At 71.1% G+C, this 18,953-nt stretch carries 16 protein-coding genes; 7 read left to right on the top strand and 9 right to left on the bottom strand.

Annotation, left to right across the window (positions count from 1 at the left end; genetic code table 11):
* Nucleotides 1-62 precede the first annotated feature (62 nt).
* The 4 genes from ACIHFD_RS14140 to ACIHFD_RS14125 all read left to right on the top strand — a co-directional run bounded on the left by ACIHFD_RS14140 (nucleotide 63) and on the right by ACIHFD_RS14125 (nucleotide 2,942).
* Nucleotides 63-632: a pectinesterase family protein gene (locus ACIHFD_RS14140; RefSeq protein ID WP_397367183.1), complete on the top strand. Its 570-nt coding sequence runs from the start codon at nucleotides 63-65 to the stop codon at nucleotides 630-632.
* A complete protein-coding gene (locus ACIHFD_RS14135; RefSeq protein ID WP_397367214.1) occupies nucleotides 521-1,309 on the top strand; it encodes a helix-turn-helix transcriptional regulator in 789 nt (262 codons plus the stop codon). Before ACIHFD_RS14140 ends, ACIHFD_RS14135 begins: the two co-directional genes overlap by 112 nt.
* 71 nt (nucleotides 1,310-1,380) lie before the next feature.
* Nucleotides 1,381-2,214, top strand: coding sequence for an oxidoreductase (locus ACIHFD_RS14130; RefSeq protein WP_397367181.1), 834 nt, complete (start codon nucleotides 1,381-1,383; stop codon nucleotides 2,212-2,214).
* Nucleotides 2,215-2,219: 5 nt separating this feature from the next.
* The gene (locus ACIHFD_RS14125) at nucleotides 2,220-2,942 is read left to right on the top strand and encodes an SDR family oxidoreductase (RefSeq protein WP_397367179.1); all 723 of its coding nucleotides are present in this window, start codon (nucleotides 2,220-2,222) and stop codon (nucleotides 2,940-2,942) included.
* Between the two features lie 48 nt (nucleotides 2,943-2,990).
* Here ACIHFD_RS14125 and ACIHFD_RS14120 read toward each other — a convergent pair whose 3' ends face one another.
* On the bottom strand, nucleotides 2,991-6,230 hold the full coding sequence (locus ACIHFD_RS14120; protein ID WP_350725248.1) for an MGH1-like glycoside hydrolase domain-containing protein: 3,240 nt from the start codon (nucleotides 6,228-6,230) through the stop codon (nucleotides 2,991-2,993).
* Nucleotides 6,227-7,618, bottom strand: a complete 1,392-nt coding sequence (locus tag ACIHFD_RS14115) for a glycoside hydrolase family 43 protein (RefSeq protein ID WP_397367178.1) — start codon at nucleotides 7,616-7,618, stop codon at nucleotides 6,227-6,229. Before ACIHFD_RS14115 ends, ACIHFD_RS14120 begins: the two co-directional genes overlap by 4 nt.
* 327 nt (nucleotides 7,619-7,945) lie before the next feature.
* Here ACIHFD_RS14115 and ACIHFD_RS14110 point away from each other — a divergent pair, with 327 nt between their 5' ends.
* The 3 genes from ACIHFD_RS14110 (at nucleotide 7,946) to ACIHFD_RS14100 (ending at nucleotide 11,854) form a co-directional block, all read left to right on the top strand.
* A complete protein-coding gene (locus tag ACIHFD_RS14110) occupies nucleotides 7,946-8,737 on the top strand; it encodes an intradiol ring-cleavage dioxygenase (protein ID WP_355207895.1) in 792 nt (263 codons plus the stop codon).
* 108 nt (nucleotides 8,738-8,845) lie between these two features.
* A complete protein-coding gene (locus ACIHFD_RS14105) occupies nucleotides 8,846-9,745 on the top strand; it encodes an intradiol ring-cleavage dioxygenase (protein ID WP_397367177.1) in 900 nt (299 codons plus the stop codon).
* Nucleotides 9,746-9,871: 126 nt separating this feature from the next.
* Nucleotides 9,872-11,854: an amino acid transporter gene (locus tag ACIHFD_RS14100; protein WP_397367176.1), complete on the top strand. Its 1,983-nt coding sequence runs from the start codon at nucleotides 9,872-9,874 to the stop codon at nucleotides 11,852-11,854.
* A gap of 9 nt (nucleotides 11,855-11,863) precedes the next feature.
* On the opposite strand, the gene ACIHFD_RS14095 is transcribed toward ACIHFD_RS14100, so the two are convergent.
* From ACIHFD_RS14095 to ACIHFD_RS14065, 7 genes are all read right to left on the bottom strand, one after another.
* Entirely contained in the window at nucleotides 11,864-12,772 is a 909-nt protein-coding gene (locus ACIHFD_RS14095; protein WP_397367175.1) for a phosphotransferase, read from the bottom strand.
* Nucleotides 12,750-12,929, bottom strand: coding sequence for a hypothetical protein (locus ACIHFD_RS14090; RefSeq protein ID WP_397367174.1), 180 nt, complete (start codon nucleotides 12,927-12,929; stop codon nucleotides 12,750-12,752). The genes ACIHFD_RS14095 and ACIHFD_RS14090 overlap by 23 nt, the downstream gene beginning before the upstream one ends.
* A gap of 56 nt (nucleotides 12,930-12,985) precedes the next feature.
* Nucleotides 12,986-15,460 (bottom strand): PEP/pyruvate-binding domain-containing protein, encoded by a 2,475-nt coding sequence (locus ACIHFD_RS14085; RefSeq protein WP_397367173.1) that lies wholly within the window; start codon nucleotides 15,458-15,460, stop codon nucleotides 12,986-12,988.
* A gap of 1 nt (nucleotide 15,461) precedes the next feature.
* Nucleotides 15,462-16,193, bottom strand: a complete 732-nt coding sequence (locus ACIHFD_RS14080) for a helix-turn-helix domain-containing protein (RefSeq protein ID WP_363967220.1) — start codon at nucleotides 16,191-16,193, stop codon at nucleotides 15,462-15,464.
* A 64-nt stretch (nucleotides 16,194-16,257) separates the two neighbouring features.
* A complete protein-coding gene (locus ACIHFD_RS14075) occupies nucleotides 16,258-17,184 on the bottom strand; it encodes a BadF/BadG/BcrA/BcrD ATPase family protein (protein ID WP_397367172.1) in 927 nt (308 codons plus the stop codon).
* A complete protein-coding gene (locus ACIHFD_RS14070) occupies nucleotides 17,181-18,206 on the bottom strand; it encodes a hypothetical protein (RefSeq protein WP_397367171.1) in 1,026 nt (341 codons plus the stop codon). Before ACIHFD_RS14070 ends, ACIHFD_RS14075 begins: the two co-directional genes overlap by 4 nt.
* A complete protein-coding gene (locus tag ACIHFD_RS14065) occupies nucleotides 18,203-18,949 on the bottom strand; it encodes an SIS domain-containing protein (protein WP_350725226.1) in 747 nt (248 codons plus the stop codon). Before ACIHFD_RS14065 ends, ACIHFD_RS14070 begins: the two co-directional genes overlap by 4 nt.
* Between the last annotated feature and the right edge of the window lie 4 nt (nucleotides 18,950-18,953).

Genomic DNA, 18,953 nt, shown 5'->3' with positions numbered 1-18,953 from the left:
GGACTGTAGATCGGCGCGCTCCCGTGGTCAAGTTACTTCTCCCCCTCCTCGCCTTGCCTCCTGTGACAGCGGCCCCGGCGCCCGCCGCCATCGTGGTCGCGGCGGACGGTTCGGGCGACCACACGACCGTGCAGGCCGCGGTCGACGCCGTCCCCGCCGGCAACACCCGCCCGGTCACCATCCTGGTCCGCAAGGGCACCTACCGGCAGCAGGTGGTGATCCCGGCCGACAAACCGCACATCTCCCTGGTCGGCGCCACGCGGGACCCGCGCGAGGTGGTGCTCACGTTCGACGCCTCGGCGGCCGCGCAGAAGCCGGACGGCTCGGGACCGTACGGCACCTCCGGCAGCGCCTCGTGCACGATCAGCGCCCCCGACTTCACCGCCCGCAACCTCACCTTCGAGAACGCCTACGACGGGGCCGAAGGTGGGAGTGGCGCGGCCACCTTCAGCCCCCCATGGCCCCCCGGGCCTCGCCTAGTCTCGAAGACATGGACAGGGAGAACCCACTCGGCCAGTTCCTGCGGGCCCGCCGCGAGCTGCTCCAGCCGGAGGAGGCCGGCGTGCCGGTCACGACCCGGCGCCGCGTGGCGGGGCTGCGCCGCGAGGAGGTCGCCCGGCTCGCGGGCGTGAGCACCGACTACTACGTACGGCTGGAGCAGGGCCGCGAGCGCCACCCCTCCGCACAGGTGGTCGACGCGCTCGCCCACGCCCTGGCCCTGGAGGAGGACGCGGTCGCGCACCTGCACCGGCTGGCCCAACCGGTCCGGCGCAAGCGCGCGTCGGCCAGGCGGGAGCGGGTCAGCCCGAACCTGCTGCGCATGATGGAGGGCTGGCCGCACACCCCCGCGGTGGTCCTGGGCCGCTGCCTGAACGTGCTGGCCGCCAACGCGCTCGGCAGAGCCTTGTTCGACGGCCACGCCTACAGCGGGGACCTGGTCCGGCTGGTGTTCCTCGACCCGGACGCGCGGGAGTTCTATCCCGACTGGGACCGGGTGGCGGTCAACACCGTCGCCGGGCTCCGCGCCGGCGTGGGCGCCGACCAGGACGACCCGCTGCTGATCGAGGTGGTCGGCGAGCTGTCGGTCAAGAGCGAGGCCTTCCGCAGGCTGTGGGCCCGCCACGACATCCGCCAGAAGACCCACGAGACCAAGCGCTTCCGCCACCCCTTGGTGGGCGAACTGACCCTGCACTACGAGTCGCTGACCGTGAACAGCGCTCCCGGGCAACAACTCGTCGTCTATCAGGCCGACCCGGGCAGCCCGTCGGAAGAGTCGCTGTCCCTGCTGGGCTCCCTGACCGCCGGCTGAACAACCCTTCACCGACCGCGCCCGGCCGGGGCGCCATTTCGCCATGCCTATCTACCTGGAGATATACCACCATGTCCGTCTGGTTCATCACCGGCTGTTCCACCGGCCTGGGCCGCGCGCTGGCCACCGCCGTGCTGGAAAGCGGCGGGAGCGCGGCCGTCACCGCCCGCGACCCCCTGCAGGTGGCCGACCTCGTCGCCGAGCACGGCGACCGGGCCGTGGCCCTGCCGCTCGACGTCACCGACAAGGCCCAGATCGCGGCGGCGGTCGAGCGGGCGGAGTCCGCCTTCGGCCGCATCGACGTCCTGGTCAACAACGCCGGGTACGGTTACCTGGCCGCCGTCGAGGAGGGCCGGGACGACGAGGTCCGGGCGCTGTTCGACGCGAACGTGTTCGGGCTGGTCGACGTCACCAAGGCCGTCCTGCCGGGCATGCGCGCCCGCGGGAGCGGCCACATCGTCAACGTCTCCTCGCTCGGCGGGCTGGCCGCGTTCGGGGCGACCGGTTACTACCACGCGACGAAGTTCGCCGTGGAAGGCCTGTCGGAGTCGCTGGCGGCGGAGGTCGCGCCGCTGGGCATCAAGGTCACGATCGTCGAGCCCGCGGCGTTCCGTACGAACTGGTCCGGCCCCTCCATGCGGCAGTCTCCCGTCCGCATCGACGACTACGCGGAGAGCGCGGGCACGCGCCGCGCCTCCACCCTGGCCACCTACGGCCACCAGCCCGGCGATCCGGTGCGCGCGGCCGAGGCGATCATCACCGCGGTCGGGGCGGCCGAGCCGCCGCTGCGCCTGCTGCTCGGCCGGGCCGCGTACGAGATCGCCTCCGCGCGGCTCGACACGCTCAGGACCGAATTCGAGGCGTGGCGCCACGTCACGCTCAGCACCGACTACCAAGGGAACTGACTGATATGACGAAGATCGTCCTGGTCACCGGCGCCAGCAGCGGCATCGGTCAGGCCACCGCGGTGCGCCTCGCCCGCGAGGGCCACCACCTGGTCATCGGCGCCCGCCGCGAGGACCGGCTGGCCGCCGTCGCCGAGAGCATCAGGAACGAGGGCGGCAGCGTGGAGGTGCGTCGCCTCGATGTGACGGACCCCGCGGACGTCACGAGGTTCGTCGACACGGCCGCGAAGCAGCACGGCCGGATGGACGTGATCGTCAACAACGCAGGGGTGATGCCGCTGTCCCGGCTGGACTCGCTCCTGGTGGACGAGTGGGAGCGGATGATCGACGTGAACGTGCGCGGCCTGCTGCACGGCATCGCCGCGGCGCTGCCCCACTTCCAGCGGCAGGGCGGCGGCCACTTCGTCACCGTGGCCTCGATCGGCGCGCACCAGGTGGTGCCGACGGCCGCGGTCTACTGCGCCACCAAGTACGCCGCCTGGGCGATCACCGAGGGGCTGCGCCAGGAGCTGGACCCGAGCATCCGGGTCACCACGGTCTCCCCGGGCGTCGTGGAGTCGGAGCTGGCCGACACGATCACCGAGCCGGGAGCGCAAGAGGCGATGCGCGTATACCGGGCGGCTTCGATTCCGCCGGAGGCCATCGCCGACGCCATCGCGTACGCGATCGGCCAGCCTGTGGAGGTGGACGTGAACGAGATGATCATCCGCCCGGCCAGGCAGCGCTGACGGGGCGGGACGGGGTGGGGGCGCGCCGAGGCGCGCCCCCACGCGGCGTCACGGACCGTAGGCCTTGACCTCCAGGAGGCCCACGGAGTTGCTGCCGTTACCGGTGAGCAGGACCCGCAGGCGGGTCGTGCTCGTGGCGTTGAAGGTGACGCTGTTGTAGGCGTTCTTGGTCAGCGTGTACGCCGAGGCGCCCGGCACGTCCACGTACGCGCTGCCGTTCCAGTACTGCAGCTTCCACGACGCGGGCATGTCGATCCCCTCGTCGTCGTCGAAGAAGTACACCTCGGCCCGGTTCAGGTTCTGGGCCGAGCCCCAGGTCAGGTCCACCCACTGCTGCCCGGTCTCCGGCCAGCAGCCCCAGCGCGGGTTGACGGTGTCGTTGGACGACGGCGGGTCGATCCCGTCGTTGATCGCGGCCACGCTCTCCCACGACGAGGTGTTCGACGCCGACGGCGTGGCCGACGACGCCAGGTTGGTGGGATTCGGCTGCTGCGTCCCGCCCCGGTTGAACACCTTGATCTCGGTGAGCCCCGTCCTGGCCCCGGAGGCGGCCGTGGCCAGCACCCGCAGGCGCTGCGTGCTGACCGCGGAGAACTGCACCACGTTGTAGTTGGCCCGCGGCGCGGACGGTGTCTTGGCCTGGCCGGGCACGCTCACCCAGGCGCTGCCGTTGTAGTACTGGATGTCGTACGACGCCGGCGCCCGGTAGGTGGCGCTGGCCGGGCGGCTGTCCTTGAAGTAGAGCCGCACCTCGTTGACCGTCTTGGCGGAGCCGAAGTTCAGCTCGTACCAGTCCTGCCCGGCGGTCGTGCCGCCCCAGAACGGCTCGTTGATCGGGAAGCCGTCCACCGCGCCCGCGGTGGTGCTGCCCGAGGCCGTGGTGGAGGCCGTGGCGGTGGCGCCGGAGGCGAGGTTGGTGAGGTTGGCGGTCAGGTCGACGCCGGCCTTGGCCAGCATGTCGACCATGCGGGCGCTGTTCTGGGTGACCTGCGCGGGCGCCTGCAGCCCGGGCACGGCTACGTGGTAGGTGACGGACCCGCTGGTGGTGACATCACCGGTGGCCGGGTCCCACGTGAACGGCACCAGCGACGACACCGTGGCCGCCCGGTTGCCGTTGATGTAGATCGAGTAGCCCTCGGGCACGCCGGGGTAGCGCACGACGCCGTCGGACGGGTCGTCCCAGACGATGGTCAGGTCGGCGTTGCGGTAGCGCAGGTTGTTGACAGTGAAGTGGGTCCAGCCGATGTTGATCGGCGAGAGCTCCACCTTGGCGTCGTTGCGCGGCCGCAGGCCGGCGACGTCCTCGACCACGGTCCAGTTGCTGCTGCCCAGGATGTTGTGGTGGATCCACGAGCGGTACGTGATGGACGAGCCGTTCCAGTCGGCCCAGAACTCGTTGGCGTCCGGCCACTGGGTGTTGCCGTTGATGTACTGCGCCCAGGCGTTCCAGTAGAGCAGCTTCTTGTACCAGGTCGGGTCGATCCACTCGTTGGGGTAGTTCCGCAGCACCGAGGAGAGCAGGCGGAACTGCACCGTGGAGTTGATCGTGGAGAAGTTGTTGCTGCCGGTGCCCGAGGCCGCCTTGTCAGCCTGATTGGCGGTGTAGAAGGGGAAGATCGGGTACTGCGCCGGGTCGTCGAACAGGCGCAGGGCCTGCTTGTAGGTGGAGGTGTTGGGGATCGCGCCGACGGCGAACGGGTAGTAGTTGTTGATCTCCTTCCACGGCACCCATTCGTTGGTGGACTTCAGCCGGTGCTCGAAGAGCTGCCTGCTCGGGTTCCACAGCACGTTGACGATGGCGTTCTGGATCTGCGTGGCCAGCGTGCGCATCTCGTTGGCCTTGGCCGTGTTGCCGATCGCGTCGTACGCCTGTGCGGCGGCCAGCGCCCCGCTGTACTGGTAGGCGGACTCGGCGCGGTCCATGTTGCCCGGCTTCCAGTGGAAGGACACGGCGTCGGCGTCGTTGCCGGTCAGGGCGCCCCAGTCGTACTCGATGAGCTTGTTGTTGTCGTGGTCGTAGTAGGAGAGCTGGCCCTTGACGTCCTGCTCGGCGTAGCGGGCCAGGTTCGCGGCGATGGCGGGCTGGCCGCCGTGGATCTGGTAGCTCTTCCAGGCCGCCTCGCCGATGTACTGCGTGTAGCTGTTGGACCAGTTCTCCGGGTCGCCGGGGTTGTCCAGGAAGCGGCCGTTCTTGGAGATCTGCCCGACGCTCAGCCAGTCGCCGTACGAGTAGATCGGGTTACGCAGGTACTTGAGGTCGTCGATGTGCATGGGCTGGGTCAGCGCGATCGCGTTGTTGTAGCCCAGCGCGCCCTCGACGGAGGTGGGGAACTGGAAGGTCTGTCCGGGGATGTCCGCGTCCAGGTTGTTGAAGCGCATCAGCCACCAGCGGTAGTAGATGTTCTTCTTGATGCCGGGCTCGGGGACGTCGATGTAGGGGATGTTGTCGGCCCACCACTTGTTGTAGGCGCGCACGTGCGTGGCGAACGCGGTGGCGGGCGTGTAGCCGGCGTAGGCGTCGTAGTCGGTGCGCGAGGCCGGGATCTCGTTGGTGACGAAGCCCATGACGACCTTGACGGTCGTCGTCGCCCCGGCGGCGATCGTGACGGACCTGTTCAGCCCGCCGCTGGAGACGGTGAACCCGTCACCGGTCAGCCTCGGGTAGAGGGTGGTGAGGTTGTTGTAGGCGTTCACCTGGCCGGTCAGCTCGCTGCCGCTGCCGGAGGTGGCGTACGGCGAGGTGGCCCGCAGCTGCAGCGTCGTCGAGGCGGAGCCGCCGTTGGTGATGGCCAGGTTGGCCACCGCCACGTTGTTGTCGGTGATGAACTTCGTCTGGTCGATCGTGATCGAGCCGCTGGTGTGCCGGCTCTTCCAGTAGCTGGGCGCCTGCCAGCGCGAGTTCACCTGTTCGGTGAACGTGCCGGGGGTGACGGCGACGGTGAAGGCGTTGTTGTTGTTGATGCTCTCCCAGTACGCCACCTGCCCGGCGAAGCCGAGCGTGCCGGGCGTGTGGGTCTTCATGAACAGCGCCCGGCCGCGCGTCATGAGCCACGTGCCGGCCGGGTCGTTGCCCGAGCGGGCCAGCAGCCGGTCCATCCAGAAGTCGGTGCCGGAGCTCTCGGCGTCGTAGATGGCCTGCATCGTGTTGCCGGTCGTGTACGACCCCGGCGGAGCGGGGACGGCCGGGCCGCTGAAGGTCGGATAGCCGATGGTCTGGTCCGCGTGCGCCGGCGCACCGGCGACGACCAATCCCGCCACCAGCAGCAGGGCTAATAGGGCGCGCCTCATGAGAAGGCCCTCCATTCGAGCACACCGGTCGAGAAGCCGGACTTGGAGGTGATGTTCAGCCGCAACCGGGTTGTGTTGACCGAGGTGAACGTCGTGGTGTTGAAGGTGTTGCCCGCCACGCCGCAGGACGACTGGCCGGGCACGTTGACGTAGGCGCTGCCGTTCCAGTACTGCACCTGGCAGGAGGCCGGCAGGTCGATGCCCAGGTCGTCGTCGAACCAGTAGGTCTGGATCCTGGAGATGTTCTGGGCGCTGGACCAGCGGTACTCGATCCACTCGGTGCCCTGGTGGTCCCAGTTGCCGTAGGCGCCGTGGCTGTGGTCGGCCGAGTTCGCCGGGGTGTAGCCGTCATTGATCGCCCCGAGCGTCTCCCAGGACGAGACGTACGAGGTGTACGGGGTGGCGCTGGCCGCCAGGTTGCCCGGGGTGGTGGGGCCGCCGCTGGTCTGGACGACCTTCTGCATGGTGCCGTCGGCGTTGAAGTAGAGCTTGTCGATGGTCACCGAGCGGCGGAAGTTGCCTCCGCCCGGGGCGGCGGCGTTGTGGTAGACCATGTACCACTGGCCCTTGTACTCGATGATCGCCGGGTGGTTGGTGGTCGAGCTGACCTGGTCGAGCACGACGCCGCGGTGCGTCCAGGGGCCGAGCGGGTTGCCGGCGGTGGCGTACCTGATGCAGGCGTAACCCGGCGCGGAGCAGGCCGAGTCGTTGGCCGCGTAGGCGAGGTAGTAGACGCCATTGCGCTTGAACATCCAGGGGGCCTCCCAGAAGTTCGACACGCCGCTCGGGGTGACGACCGAGCCGTTGAGCGAGGTCATGTTGGCGTTGAGCTTGGCCGCGCGCAGGCCGTAGTAGGAGCCCCAGTACATGTAGACCTGGCCGTCGTCGTCGGTGAAGACGGTGGGGTCGATGTTGAGCGGCGAGGAGTTGGGGGTGCTGTCGCTGATCAGCGGGCCGCCCTTGGCGTCGCGGAACGGGCCGAGCGGGCTGTCGCCGACGGCCACGCCGATGTCCATCCAGCCGGCGCCGTTGCCGTTGACGGGGACGTACCAGTAGTACTTGCCGTCGGCGCCGCGCTCGACCTCGCCCGCCCAGGCGTCGGCGCCCGCCCAGGAGAAGTTCGAGATCGAGAGCTTGGCGCCCTGGTCGGTGAAGTTGGCGGCGTCGGTCGAGGTGAAGACGTGCCAGTCGCGCATGACGAAGTTCGTGCCGCCCGCGGGGGCCTCGTCGTGGCCGGTGTAGAGGTACAGGGTGTCGCCCACGACCAGCGCGGCCGGGTCGGCCGTGTAGATCGAGGTGGTGATCGGCGCGCCCGCGTACGCGGGCGTCGCGTTGCCGAGGATGAGCACGAGTGCCGCGGTGAGGGCCGCTGCCCAGCGTCGTCTCATGTGTTCGCCCCTTACAATCTAGCGATTGCTTTTGTTAGCGCTAACATCACGGACAGGGATCGAAGCGGTGAACCTAAAAGGTTTTCGGGAAAGTAGAACGACCCGACGGGGGCTGTCAATCGGCCACTGCAACTGTGTGCATGGCCATTCAACTGGGCCTATCTGGCCCGACGGTCGCTGATCAGCTCGCGAGCCGCCTGGTTACAGTTTCATATCACCGAAAAGGGTTTCGACTCGACTGCCATCGAGCGCAGGCCGCGCCTCCGCTGAAAGGCCGCCCTCCCGTGAGAGGTTCGTCTGAGTGCAGGAACGCCAGAAGGAACTCCAGTGGGACACGATCACGAAGGTCAGCGGGTCAGCCGGCGGCGGCTGATCACCGGCATCAGCTCGCTCGGGCTCGGCGCCGTACTGTCGGCGCCCGGCGCCCGGGCCGGGGCGGCGTCGAGGACGGCTACCGGGGATCTCGCCTCGCTGCTCGCCGGCTCGCGGGTGTGCAAGCTGACCCCGACGGCGACGCAGGGCCCCTACTACTTCGACGCCGACAAGATCCGCAGCGACATCCGGGAGAACAAGCCCGGCGTGCGGCTGCGGATGGGCATCAGGGTGCAGGACAGCGAGACGTGCTCGGCCATGGGCAACGCCGTCGTGGAGATCTGGCACTGCGACGCCGCGGGGGTCTATTCGGGGGCGGAGAAGGAGTCGAAGGACGACGCCGCCAGCGGCCCTCCCCCGGGCGGCTTCACCGACGTGGCCTTCATGAGCGACATGAAGCCCTCGGACGACTACCGTTACCTGCGGGGCGCGCAGGTCACCAACGCCGACGGCATCGTGGAGTTCACGACCATCTGGCCGGGCTGGTACCCGGGCCGGACGGTCCACATCCACACCATGGTCCACTTCAGCGACCGGCGCGTGCTGAACACGCAGATCATGTTCGACGACGCGCTCAACGCCAAGGTGCTGGCCACGCCGCCCTATGCGGCGCACACCGGGCGCGACACCTTCAACAGCGCCGACAACATCTTCCGTGACGGCATGATGCTGCAGGTCATCGAGGACGGCGACGGCTACCTGGGCACGATCATCCTGTCCGCCGACTCCGATACCGACGGTGGCTGACCCCGTCCCCAACTCATGAGAACTTCATCCGCGGTAAAGGAGGTCCCCAGAGGTCCCGTCCTACGGTGAGGTCCGGAACACCACAGCATCCCGGACAAGGACACCATAGTGGGACACGATCATGAAGGTCAGCGCGTCAGCCGGAGGCGGCTGTTCGCCGGCATCAGCTCGCTCGGGCTCGGCAGCCTGCTGGCGGCCTGTTCGAGCGCCGAGGGCACGGCGACCGTCACGACGTCCACGGGCGCGAGCGTGACGCCGACCGCCACCACGGCCAAGGACCTCACCTCGCTGTTCGACGGGGCCGGCACCTGCAAGCTGACCAGCACGACGACGCAGGGCCCCTACTACTTCGACGCCGACAAGATCCGCAGCGACATCCGCGAGGACAAGCCCGGCGTGCGGCTGCGGGTGGCCGTCAAGGTGCAGGACAGCGAGACGTGCAAGCCGCTGGGCAACGCGGTCGTGGAGATCTGGCACTGCGACGCGGCCGGGCTCTACTCGGGGGCCGAGGCGGCCTCGACCGGCGGGGGCGGCGGCAACCCGCCCGGCGGAGGCAATCCCCCGAGCGGCGCGCCCACCGGCGCCCCGCCCAGTGGCGGTCCCAGTGGCGGTCCCGGTGGCGGGTCCGGTAACGGTGGGGGCGACATGGCGGATCTGACGCCCACCGACGACAAGCGCTACCTCCGCGGCGCGCAGGTCACCAACGCCGACGGCATCGTGGAGTTCACCACGATCTGGCCGGGCTGGTACCGGGGGCGCACGATCCACATCCACGCCATGGTCCACTTCAGCAACCAGCGCGTGCTGACCACGCAGATGATGTTCGACGAGAAGCTCAACAGCGCGGTCATGGCGAAGTCGCCGTACTCGGAGCACACGGGGCGCGACACGTTCAACGACAACGACAACATCTACGACGGCAGCATGCTCATGAAGATCACTCAGGAGGACGACGGCTACCTCGGGGCCATCGTCTTCTCCGCCGACTCCGACAAGGACGGCGCCTAGACCCGCCGGGCCGGTCGTCCAGGTAGGTGGCGATCGGGAGGGTGCGGGGAGATTCGCCGGACCAGCCGCGTGATAACGTGCCGGACCCCCTAGGGTGGTTTCCGTTCTCGATGAGAGGAAGATCCGGTGAGCGGTACCGGTGGGCGTACGATCCCCGCGGTCGTCGACAGCCCGACCCCTCCAGCGCCCCCGTCCAACGGTCTGGCGCGCTGGTTGCTGCAGCTTCGCGTGCAGCCAACGGGCCCGGAGACGACCGAGGCGCACGCCGAGCCGCAGGCCTGGTGGAAGGTCATGTGCCTGACCGGCGTCGACTACTTCTCCACGCTGGCCTACCTGCCCGCCATCGCCGCGCTGGCGGCCGGTGCCTTATCGCCGCTGGCCACGCTGCTCATCGTGGCGCTGACGCTGCTCGGCATGCTGCCGATGTACCGGCGGGTGGCCCGGGAGAGCCCGCACGGGCAGGGCTCGGTGGCGATGCTGGAGCGGCTGCTGCCGTTCTGGCGGGGCAAGCTGTTCGTGCTGGTGCTGCTGGGGTTCGTGGCCACGTCGTGGATCATCACGATCACGCTGTCCGCTGCCGACGCGTCCGTGCACGTCGTGGAGAACCCGTTCTTCCCGAGCTTCCTGCACGGCCACGAGGTCCTGCTGACCTCGGTGCTGCTGCTGGTGCTGGGCGGGGTGTTCCTGCTCGGGTTCAGCGAGGCGGTCGGCGTGGCCATCCCGCTGGTCGCGATCTTCCTGGTGCTGAACGCGGTCGTCGTCGCCGTCGGCCTGGGCGACGTCTTCACCTCGCCGGACGCGCTCTCCCGCTGGACCGACGCGCTGACCAGCGGCACGGGCGGCTTCGGCGGCCTCATCGGACCGGCCGTCCTGGCCTTCCCGCTGCTCGTGCTGGGCCTTTCGGGGTTCGAGACGGGCGTCAGCATGATGCCGCTGGTGGCCGCCGCCGGCAAGACCGCCGAGGAGCAGCTGGAGTCCCGCGTCGCCAACACGCGCAAGCTGCTCACCTGCGCCGCGCTCATCATGAGCGTCTACCTGATCGCGACCAGCTTCGTGACGACGGTGCTCATCCCGGCCGAGAAGTTCCGGCCCGGCGGCGAGGCCAACGGCAGGGCGCTGGCGTACCTGGCGCACGAGCGGCTCGGCGAGATGTTCGGCACGGTCTACGACATCAGCACGATCCTCATCCTGTGGTTCGCCGGCGCCTCAGCGATGGCCGGCCTGATCAACATCGTGCCGCGCTACCTGCCCTCGTACGGCATGGCGCCCGACTGGGGCCGCGCCGTGCGGCCCGTGGTGCTGGTCTACACGGGCATCTGCGTGGTGCTCACCATCGCGTTCGACGCCGACGTGGACGCCCAGGCCGGCGCGTACGCCACGGGCATCCTGGCCATGATGGTCTCCGGCGCGGTCGCGGTGACGATCTCGGCCATCCGCCGCCGCCAGCGGGCCGCCACGGCCGGCTTCTCGGTGCTCACCCTGGTGCTGGTGTACGCGCTGGTGGAGAACATCCGGGAGAAGCCCGACGGCATCGCCATCTCCGCGCTGTTCATCCTGGGCATCATCGCCATCTCGCTGATCTCGCGCGTCTCGCGGACGACCGAGCTGCGGGCCGACCGGATCGAGTTCGACGAGGCGGCGCGGCGGTTCATCGCCGACTCGCTCGACTACGACGGCGCGCTCAACATCATCGCCAACCGCCGCCAGGCGGGTGACGCGGCCGAGTACGCCGAGAAGGAGGCCGAGCAGCGCGGGGTCAACCCGGTCCCGGGCCGGGCGGACATCATGTTCCTGGAGATCGACGTCATCGACCCGTCCGGCTTCAGCGACGTGCTCCACGTGCGCGGCGTGGAGGTGGACAAGTACCGCATCCTGCGCGCGGAGAGCCCGGCCGCGCCCAACGCCATCGCCGCCGTCCTGCTCGCGCTCCGCGACGCCGGGGGCGTGCGGCCGCACTGCTACTTCGCGTGGGCGGAGGGCTCTCCGCTGGTCCACCTGTTCCGCTATCTCATCCTCGGCCGCGGCGACACGGCGCCGGTCGTACGCGAGATCCTGCGCAAGAGCGAGCCCGAGCCCGCCAACCGGCCCGGCATCCACGTCGGCGGCTAGCGGGCGCCTTCACGCCCAGCGGGCGCCGAGCCAGGCGAGGGTGGCGCGGCGGGAGTGCTCGCGCCGCTCCCGCAGGTGCGGCGCGTGCGCCGGTCCGGGAAGCACCACGGTACGCGTCCAGTAGCCCAGGAGCGTCACCAGCAGGGCGTCCACGCCCTCTGGTGCCGCCCGCCGCCCGAGCGGGTGCCCGGCGAAGACCTCCTCCGGGTCGGGATCCCCGAGCTCGGACTCCAGCAGCAGGCAGACGAGGTCCACCCAGTCCGGGCCCATGCAGGCCCGCCCCCAGTCCACCAGCCGGGCCGTGCCGCGCTCGTCGATGAGGATGTTGTCGAACCGCGGATCGAAGTGGAGCATCGTGTCGCCGGTGACCAGCGACTCCCATTCCCGCTCGACCTCCGCCAGCCTGGCCAGGTGGTCGCGTTCCCACACGCCGAGCCGGGCGGTGCCCGGGTCCTGCCACAGCTCGCAGCGGCCCTTCATGCGCGCGGCGACGGTCGAGAGGCCGTCCACCGGCGCCGGGGTCAGCTCCCTGGCGCAGACCGTGAGCAGGTCCAGCGCCGCCGCCAGCTCCTCGGGGCGCCACGGCTCGTGCGGCACCCTACCGGGCGCCAGTTCGGAGCAGATGAGCAGCCAGCCGTCCCTTTCGTCCGCGAACAGCAGGCGCGGCGCGGGCACCCCGGGAGGCAGCGCCGCGCTGACGGCGGCCTCCTCCCGGTAGCCGGCCGCGTCCCCGCCGTCCGCCGGGACGGCCTTGACGAACACGCGTTCCCCGCCGGCGAGCGCGGCCACGCCGAGCACGCCGTCCGAGAAGCCGCCCCGCCGCTCCTCGAAGCCGCGCACGGCGCCCAGCCTGCGCTCCACCTCGGCCACGAGCGACGGGGGCAGCTCGGCGAAGTCACGCCGCCGGATCGGCCTCATCCGCCCTGCCCATTTCCGCCCTGTCCATTTCCGCCCTGTCCATTTCCGCCCTGCCCACTTCCATGGGGCCCCGATCGAGCGCCAGCTTGGCAATGCGGAATCGGGCGCAGCGCGCCTCGAGCTCGTACACGTCCTGCGGAGTCCACCATTCGATCATGGGCACCAAGGTCATCCCATGCCACCCGTTAAAGCGGTCGACTTGGCGGAGACTTTTCACGTCAGCAACTCGACCGTGCCCCGCTCGCCGTCCACCCTGATCCGGTCGCCGTCGCGCACGCGCATGGTGGCGTTGCCGGTGCCGACCACGGCGGGGATGCCCAGCTCGCGCGCGACGATCGAGGCGTGCGACAGCGGCGCGCCCATGTCGGTCACCACGGCTGCCGCGCGGGGGAACATCGGGGTCCAGCCCACGTTCGTGAGCGTCGTGACGAGGATCTCGCCCGGCTTGAGCCGGTCGCCCTCCTCGGGCCCCGAGATCACCCGGGCGATGCCCTCGACGATGCCGGGGGCGCCGGGGAAGCCCTTCACGGTGTCGCTCACCGGCACGACCGTGCCGCGCGCGTCGTAGACGTCGACCCGCCGGGCGGGGTCGGCGGCCCAGCGCACGGGGTCGAAGTGGCCGACGATCAGCGCGGGGTAGAGCGGCAGGGCCGCGTACTGCTCGTAGGTGGCCCGCCGCACCGGCACCCGCTCCAGCGCGGCCGGGTCACCCCGCAGCAGGGCCAGCAGCTCGTCCAGGTAGAGGAAGAACACGTCGTCGCCCCGGCCCGACAGCTCCCCGGCCCGTACGGCGAAGGCCCGCAGCACCCAGAACGCCCGCATGTTCTCCGAGCGCGCGGACTCGCGGTCCCGCACGACGGCGTTCCACCGCTGGACCCTGGCGCGCATCCTGGCCTCCTGGCGCGGATAGCGCCCGGCGAAGCGCGCCCACGCCTCCTCCCTGGCCTTCCGCTGCCGCGCGAGCAGCGCCTCGGTGTCGGCCCGCAGGTCGCGCAGGCCCGCGAGCTGGGCGTCGATCCAGGCGTCGTCCTCGCCGGGCCGCGGGATCGACACCTCGAACTCGTGAGGGCCGCGATGCCCGTACGCGCGGGCGAACTCGTCCCTGGTGATCTCCCCGCGCGCCAGCCTGGACAGGCCCATCACCGGCCCCAGGCTGGCCAGCTCGCCATCGGTGTTGACGCCGGTCAGCATGGCCTCGGCGTCGACCTCGCCCATCATCTTGCGCAGCCGGTCGCGGGTCCAGACCAGGGTGGCGCCGCCCTGGCGGCCGGCGGCCTCCAGCATGCGGCAGGAGGTGACCAGATGCGGCTTGATCTCGCGTTCCCACAGCTCGGCCAGCTCGGGGCCCGACCCGGTGGCGGCGATCGTGGCGCGCAGCTCCTCGCAGCGCCGCTGCGAGGTGTCCAGGAACGCGCGCATGCCCTTGAGGTTGGTACGCACGCGGCGCTGGACGCCGACCGCCATGGGCAGGACCCGCTTGATGATCTCCCAGCGCGACACCGGCACCATCGGCACGCCGAGCCCCGGCGGCAGCTTGCCGAAGATCTGGTCGACCGTGCTCAGCCTGCCGCGCATGCCCAGGGCGCCGGCGATGGAGTGGACGACGCTCAGGTTCATGTAGAAGCGGCCGCCGATGTTGCCGACCATGTCGAAGCCCGGCAGGGCCGAGGCGGACATGGCCTCCGTAATGAACAGCCGCACGAACGACCACGTCATGGGCGTCATCACGTCGGGGATGGCCTCGCCCAGGTTGCCGCCGGTCCACAGGTATTCGCCCTTGAGGCTGTCGTTCCACTCCTCGACCTGCGGCTTGAGGCCGGTGATCGGGCGGGCCTGGACGATGGCGAACCTCCCGTCGCGCCTGGCCCACTCGACGTCCATCGGCGTGCCGTACAGGCTCTGGATGCGCGCGCCGATCGCGGCCAGCTCCACGGCCTGCGCGGCGTCGAGCACGGCCGCGCGCCGCAGGTCCTCCGGGACGGGCTCCTCGCGGGTGCCGTCGGGGGTGCGGACGGTCCTGACCGTCTTGTCACTCACCTGCTCCTGGGTCACGGCGCCGCCGGACACGACGACCGTGTCAGGGGTGACCTGGCCGCCGACGACCGCCTCGCCGAGCCCCCAGGAGGCGTTGACGACGGTCTCGTCGCGGGCGCCGCTGACCGGATTCGCGGTGAACATGATGCCGGCCGCGTCCGCGTCCACCAGCTCCTGGACCACCACGGCCAGCGCCACGTCGTCGTGGGGGACGCCGTTCTGGTCGCGGTAGGCGACGGCGCGCGGGTTCCACAGCGAGGCCCAGCAGCGTCTGACCGCGTCGAGCAGGGCGTCGCCCCTGATGTTGAGGTAGGTGTCCTGCTGGCCGGCGAACGACATGTCCGGCAGGTCCTCGGCGGTGGCGGACGAGCGCACGGCCACCGGCACGTCGTCGCCGAGCGCCTCGTACGCCCGGCGGATCTCCGCGGCGAGCCCGGCGGGCATGTCGTGCTCGGCGAACAGCGTCCGCGGGTCCTCCGCGTGCGGGATCTCGTCGCGGAAGGCCGACACGAACGCCCGGTAGGCCTCGGTCGTGATGTGGAACCCGGCGGGAACGGGCAGCCCCGCCCTGGTCAGCCTGGCCAGCGACGCGCCTTTGCCGCCGACGGTCGCGAGGTCGGCCGCCGCGTCGTCGAGAGGGAGTACGGCCTTCACGTCACACGCTCCTTTGCGCCTTTTGCGACCCGCCCATGGAGGCCGCCAGCCGCTGCTCGGCGATCTCCTGCGCGGCGGCGAGGAAGTCGAGGGTGGCCCGCGCGACGGCGTCCGCGTCGTCGCCGGACAGGGTGCGGCCCGTGCTCATGGCCCGGTCGATGGTGTCGGCCACCAGGAACGCGATCCGGTCGGCGGACTCCTCCGCCTCCATGCGCAGGCCGTCCGGCACGAACAGGAACCCGTACAGGACGGCGTTGGCCACCATGGCGTGGTCGCCCGGCTCCTCGCGCACCGCGCCCAGCTTGACCAGCTCCGCCACGTACGCCTCCAGGGGCAGGCCCATCGTCGGCGACTGGCCCGCCTGCTGCTTCTGGCGGGTGAACTTGCCCAGCAGGTCCGAGTCGCCCCGCATGAGCGCCTGGAGCAGCGGCCTGCGCAGCAGCACGCGGGCGTATCCGCCGTACAGCTCGCCCAGCGTGGCCGGCGTGCCCTGGCGGACCTCGGCCAGCATGAGCACCCGCTCGCGGCGCAGCAACGCGGCGAAGAGCTCGTCGCGCGTCTTCCAGTGCAGGTAAATGGTGCCCTTGGCGACGCCTGCCCGCTTGGCCACGTCGTCGATCGTGGTCTTGCCGTAGCCCCAGCGCAGGACCAGATCGGCGGCGGCGTCGAGGATCCGGTGAGCCCGCTCCATCTGCCGGGCCGGGTCCTGCGGTGGCCGCCCTACCTTGACCATCCGTCTCACCTCATTTGTTTGACCAGATGAGACTAATCGGTCATTAAATTAATGGCAAGTTCACTCAGGGGTGGTCGAGAGTGGTGAAGCTCGCGTGCGCGCCGAGGTCGCCCAGCCGGTCGAGCGCGGCCAGCCAGCTCGCCCCCGCCGCGCCGTCCCGCGCGGTGACCACCTCCCGCCCGGCCAGCAGCGCCATGACCGCCGTGCGTACCGGGCCGTCGGCGGCCAGCACGCCGCCCGCCAGCACGATCGGACCCTCCCCGTGCACGCGGCCCGCCGTCGCCGCCAGCCGCCGCGCGGCCTCGCCGACGATCTCCGCCGCGCGCTCGTCCCCGGCCGCCGCCGCCTCGGCCACGAGCGGCGCCGCGGCCCCCACCAGCATCCGGTCGGCCTGCGCCAGCCGCACGATGCGGTCGGCGCGCCGGCGCGGCTCCCCCGTCGCGCCGAAGTGCGCGCCGACCAGCTCCACCAGCGGCCCGTACGGCAGGCCGCGATCGAGCGCGCGGACGGCCGCGCGCACCCCGGCCCGGCCGATCCAGAAGCCTCCGCCCTCGTCGCCGAGCAACCACCCGAGCCCGTCGGCGACGGCCGCCACCGCGCGGCCGCAGAAGCGGGCGGCCGCCGCCCCCGTCCCGGCCAGCAGCAGCGTGCCGGACGGCTCCGGGGTGCCGGCCGCGTAGGCGACGTCCACGTCACTCGCCGGCCTGGGCGGGGAGGCGATGCCGCACGCGGTCCAGACGCGCCGCAGCACCTCGGCGAAGCCGTCGTCCGCGCCCGCCACCCCCGCCACCGAGGCGGCCACCAGCGATGGGTCCAGGCCGTCGAGCGCGCGGCGCAGGGCCTGCTCGATCGCCGCCCCGGCCGCCGGGCCGCCGTGCGCGGCCGGGTTGCCGGGGCCGGCGGTGCCGTATCCGAGCCTGGTCCCGTCCGCCGCGTGGAGGGCGGCCCGGGTGGTGGTGCCGCCGGCGTCGACGCCGGCGAAGAGCATCATCGGACCAGTCTCGCCGCGCCGGGCGCGAGGGTGAAGGCCGTGCCGCACGCCTCGTAGGAGCCGGTCGCCGGGTCGAAGGCCTCGGTGATCCCGTCGAGCGTGACCTCGGCCGGCTCGTCGTGACGGGCGTTGCAGACGAACCGCAGGCCCTCGCCGTAGCGGCCCACCAGGACGTCGCCGTCGTGGTCGACCGACGTCCAGCCGGACAGTTCCGCCGCCACCGGGCGCAGCCAGCGGGTGTTGAGGTCGCGCACCATGCCGTAGCGCTCGGTCGGCACGCCGTCCCCGTCGATGAGCGCCGGCCGGAAGCCCTCGCCGCGCGCCGGGTCGGGCGTCCAGTAGGTGAAGTACTGGATGCCGGTGTAGCCGTGGGCGAGCGCGGTGTTGACCTGCCAGGCCAGCTCGGCGGCCGTCGGCTCGCGGTGCCCGTCGTAGGCCAGCGTCTGCACGTACATCCAGGCGGGCAGCCCTGCCCGGCGCGCGTGCTCGCGCACGGTCGCCAGGTCGGCGAGGTAGCCCTCGTCGAAGCCGTCGGCCAGGAACGGGTAGCGGTCGAAGGAGAGCACGTCGGGGCGGACGATCCTGGCGAACTCCCCCACGTACGCGTCGTAGGGGCCGGTGGCGTGGCTCGGGAGGAGGTTGGCGTAGGCGAAGGCGCCGGCCGCACGCACGGCGGCGACCCCGGCCGCCACCCTGGCGAACTGCTCGGCGTGCGGCTCGTCCATGAGGCTGACGCCGCGGAAGGAGCGGAACGGGCGGTAGTCCTCGACCACCCGGCCGATCAGCGGCGCGGGGTCCACGTCCAGGTCGCGCATGAGCACGTCCACGCGCGGGTCCGAGGCGACCAGCACGCCGAGCCCCGCCTCCTCGGCGCAGGCCAGCGCGTGTCGCAGGATGACGCGGTCGTTGAGGTAGTTGCCGGTGATGACCAGGTCGATACCGGCGTCGGCGATCTCCCGGTAGCGGGCGGCCGTCGTCTCGTGGGGCGGCGGCGGCCAGAAGGCGGCGATCGTCAGGTTCACAGCGCTCCCGTCCTGATCCGCCCGGCGTAGCGGGCCACGAGGGCGTCGTTGTGCGCGTCGGCGCCGGGGATGTTGGCCGACAGGTAGACCGGCGGGACCGTTCCATCCGCCTGGAGCAGGCCGATCGCCTCGGCGATCATCAGCTGCACGACCAGCGCCGAGGTGATCGAGGAGATGCCGCAGACCGGGCCGTGCTCGGTCGGCAGGACGGCGTCCCCGTACGGCGCCAGGTTGTCGATCACAATGTCCGCCAGCTCGAACAGCCGCTCCCCCGACGGGTGGCGCGAGGTGATGGCGCCGGAGTGGGCCAGGGAGGTGATCGCGATCAGCGGCAGGCCGCGCTCCTTGACCAGCCGGGCCATCTCCACGGTCGAGCCGTTGCCGCCCGAGTTGGAGGCGATGACGAAGACGTCGGACTTCTCGATCGTGTGCAGGGCCAGCACCTGGTGCGCGGTGCGCGGATCGCGCTCGGCCAGCGGGTCGAACTCGCCGGGGTCGGCCGAGCCCAGCACCACCGGGTCGCGCAGGGTGAGCCGGTTGGTCGGGATGAGACCGCCCGCCCGGCCCGCCACCTCCAGCGCCACCGCCTCCGAGTGCCCCGTCCCGTACGCGTGCACGACGCCGCCGGCGCGCACGGCCTCGGCGATCAGCGCCCCCGACCGCCGGATGGCGGGCAGCTGGCCGGTCAGCAGCCGGTCCAGGCGGGAGCGCGCCTCGTCGGCGAAGGCCATCACAAGATCCATAGAT

This window comes from Nonomuraea sp. NPDC051941 (assembly GCF_044593615.1).
This window is presented reverse-complemented; position numbering and strand designations above follow the sequence as displayed.

Excerpts from the sequence above, each read along its gene's own strand:
- ACIHFD_RS14080 (WP_363967220.1), bottom strand. The coding sequence starts at position 16,193 with ATGGTCAAGGTAGGGCGGCCACCGCAGGACCCGGCCCGGCAGATGGAG.
- ACIHFD_RS14130 (WP_397367181.1), top strand. The coding sequence starts at position 1,381 with ATGTCCGTCTGGTTCATCACCGGCTGTTCCACCGGCCTGGGCCGCGCG.
- ACIHFD_RS14125 (WP_397367179.1), top strand. The coding sequence starts at position 2,220 with ATGACGAAGATCGTCCTGGTCACCGGCGCCAGCAGCGGCATCGGTCAG.
- ACIHFD_RS14065 (WP_350725226.1), bottom strand. The coding sequence starts at position 18,949 with ATGGATCTTGTGATGGCCTTCGCCGACGAGGCGCGCTCCCGCCTGGAC.
- ACIHFD_RS14075 (WP_397367172.1), bottom strand. The coding sequence starts at position 17,184 with ATGATGCTCTTCGCCGGCGTCGACGCCGGCGGCACCACCACCCGGGCC.
- ACIHFD_RS14120 (WP_350725248.1), bottom strand. The coding sequence starts at position 6,230 with ATGAGGCGCGCCCTATTAGCCCTGCTGCTGGTGGCGGGATTGGTCGTC.
- ACIHFD_RS14090 (WP_397367174.1), bottom strand. The coding sequence starts at position 12,929 with ATGATCGAATGGTGGACTCCGCAGGACGTGTACGAGCTCGAGGCGCGC.
- ACIHFD_RS14115 (WP_397367178.1), bottom strand. The coding sequence starts at position 7,618 with ATGAGACGACGCTGGGCAGCGGCCCTCACCGCGGCACTCGTGCTCATC.
- ACIHFD_RS14095 (WP_397367175.1), bottom strand. The coding sequence starts at position 12,772 with ATGAGGCCGATCCGGCGGCGTGACTTCGCCGAGCTGCCCCCGTCGCTC.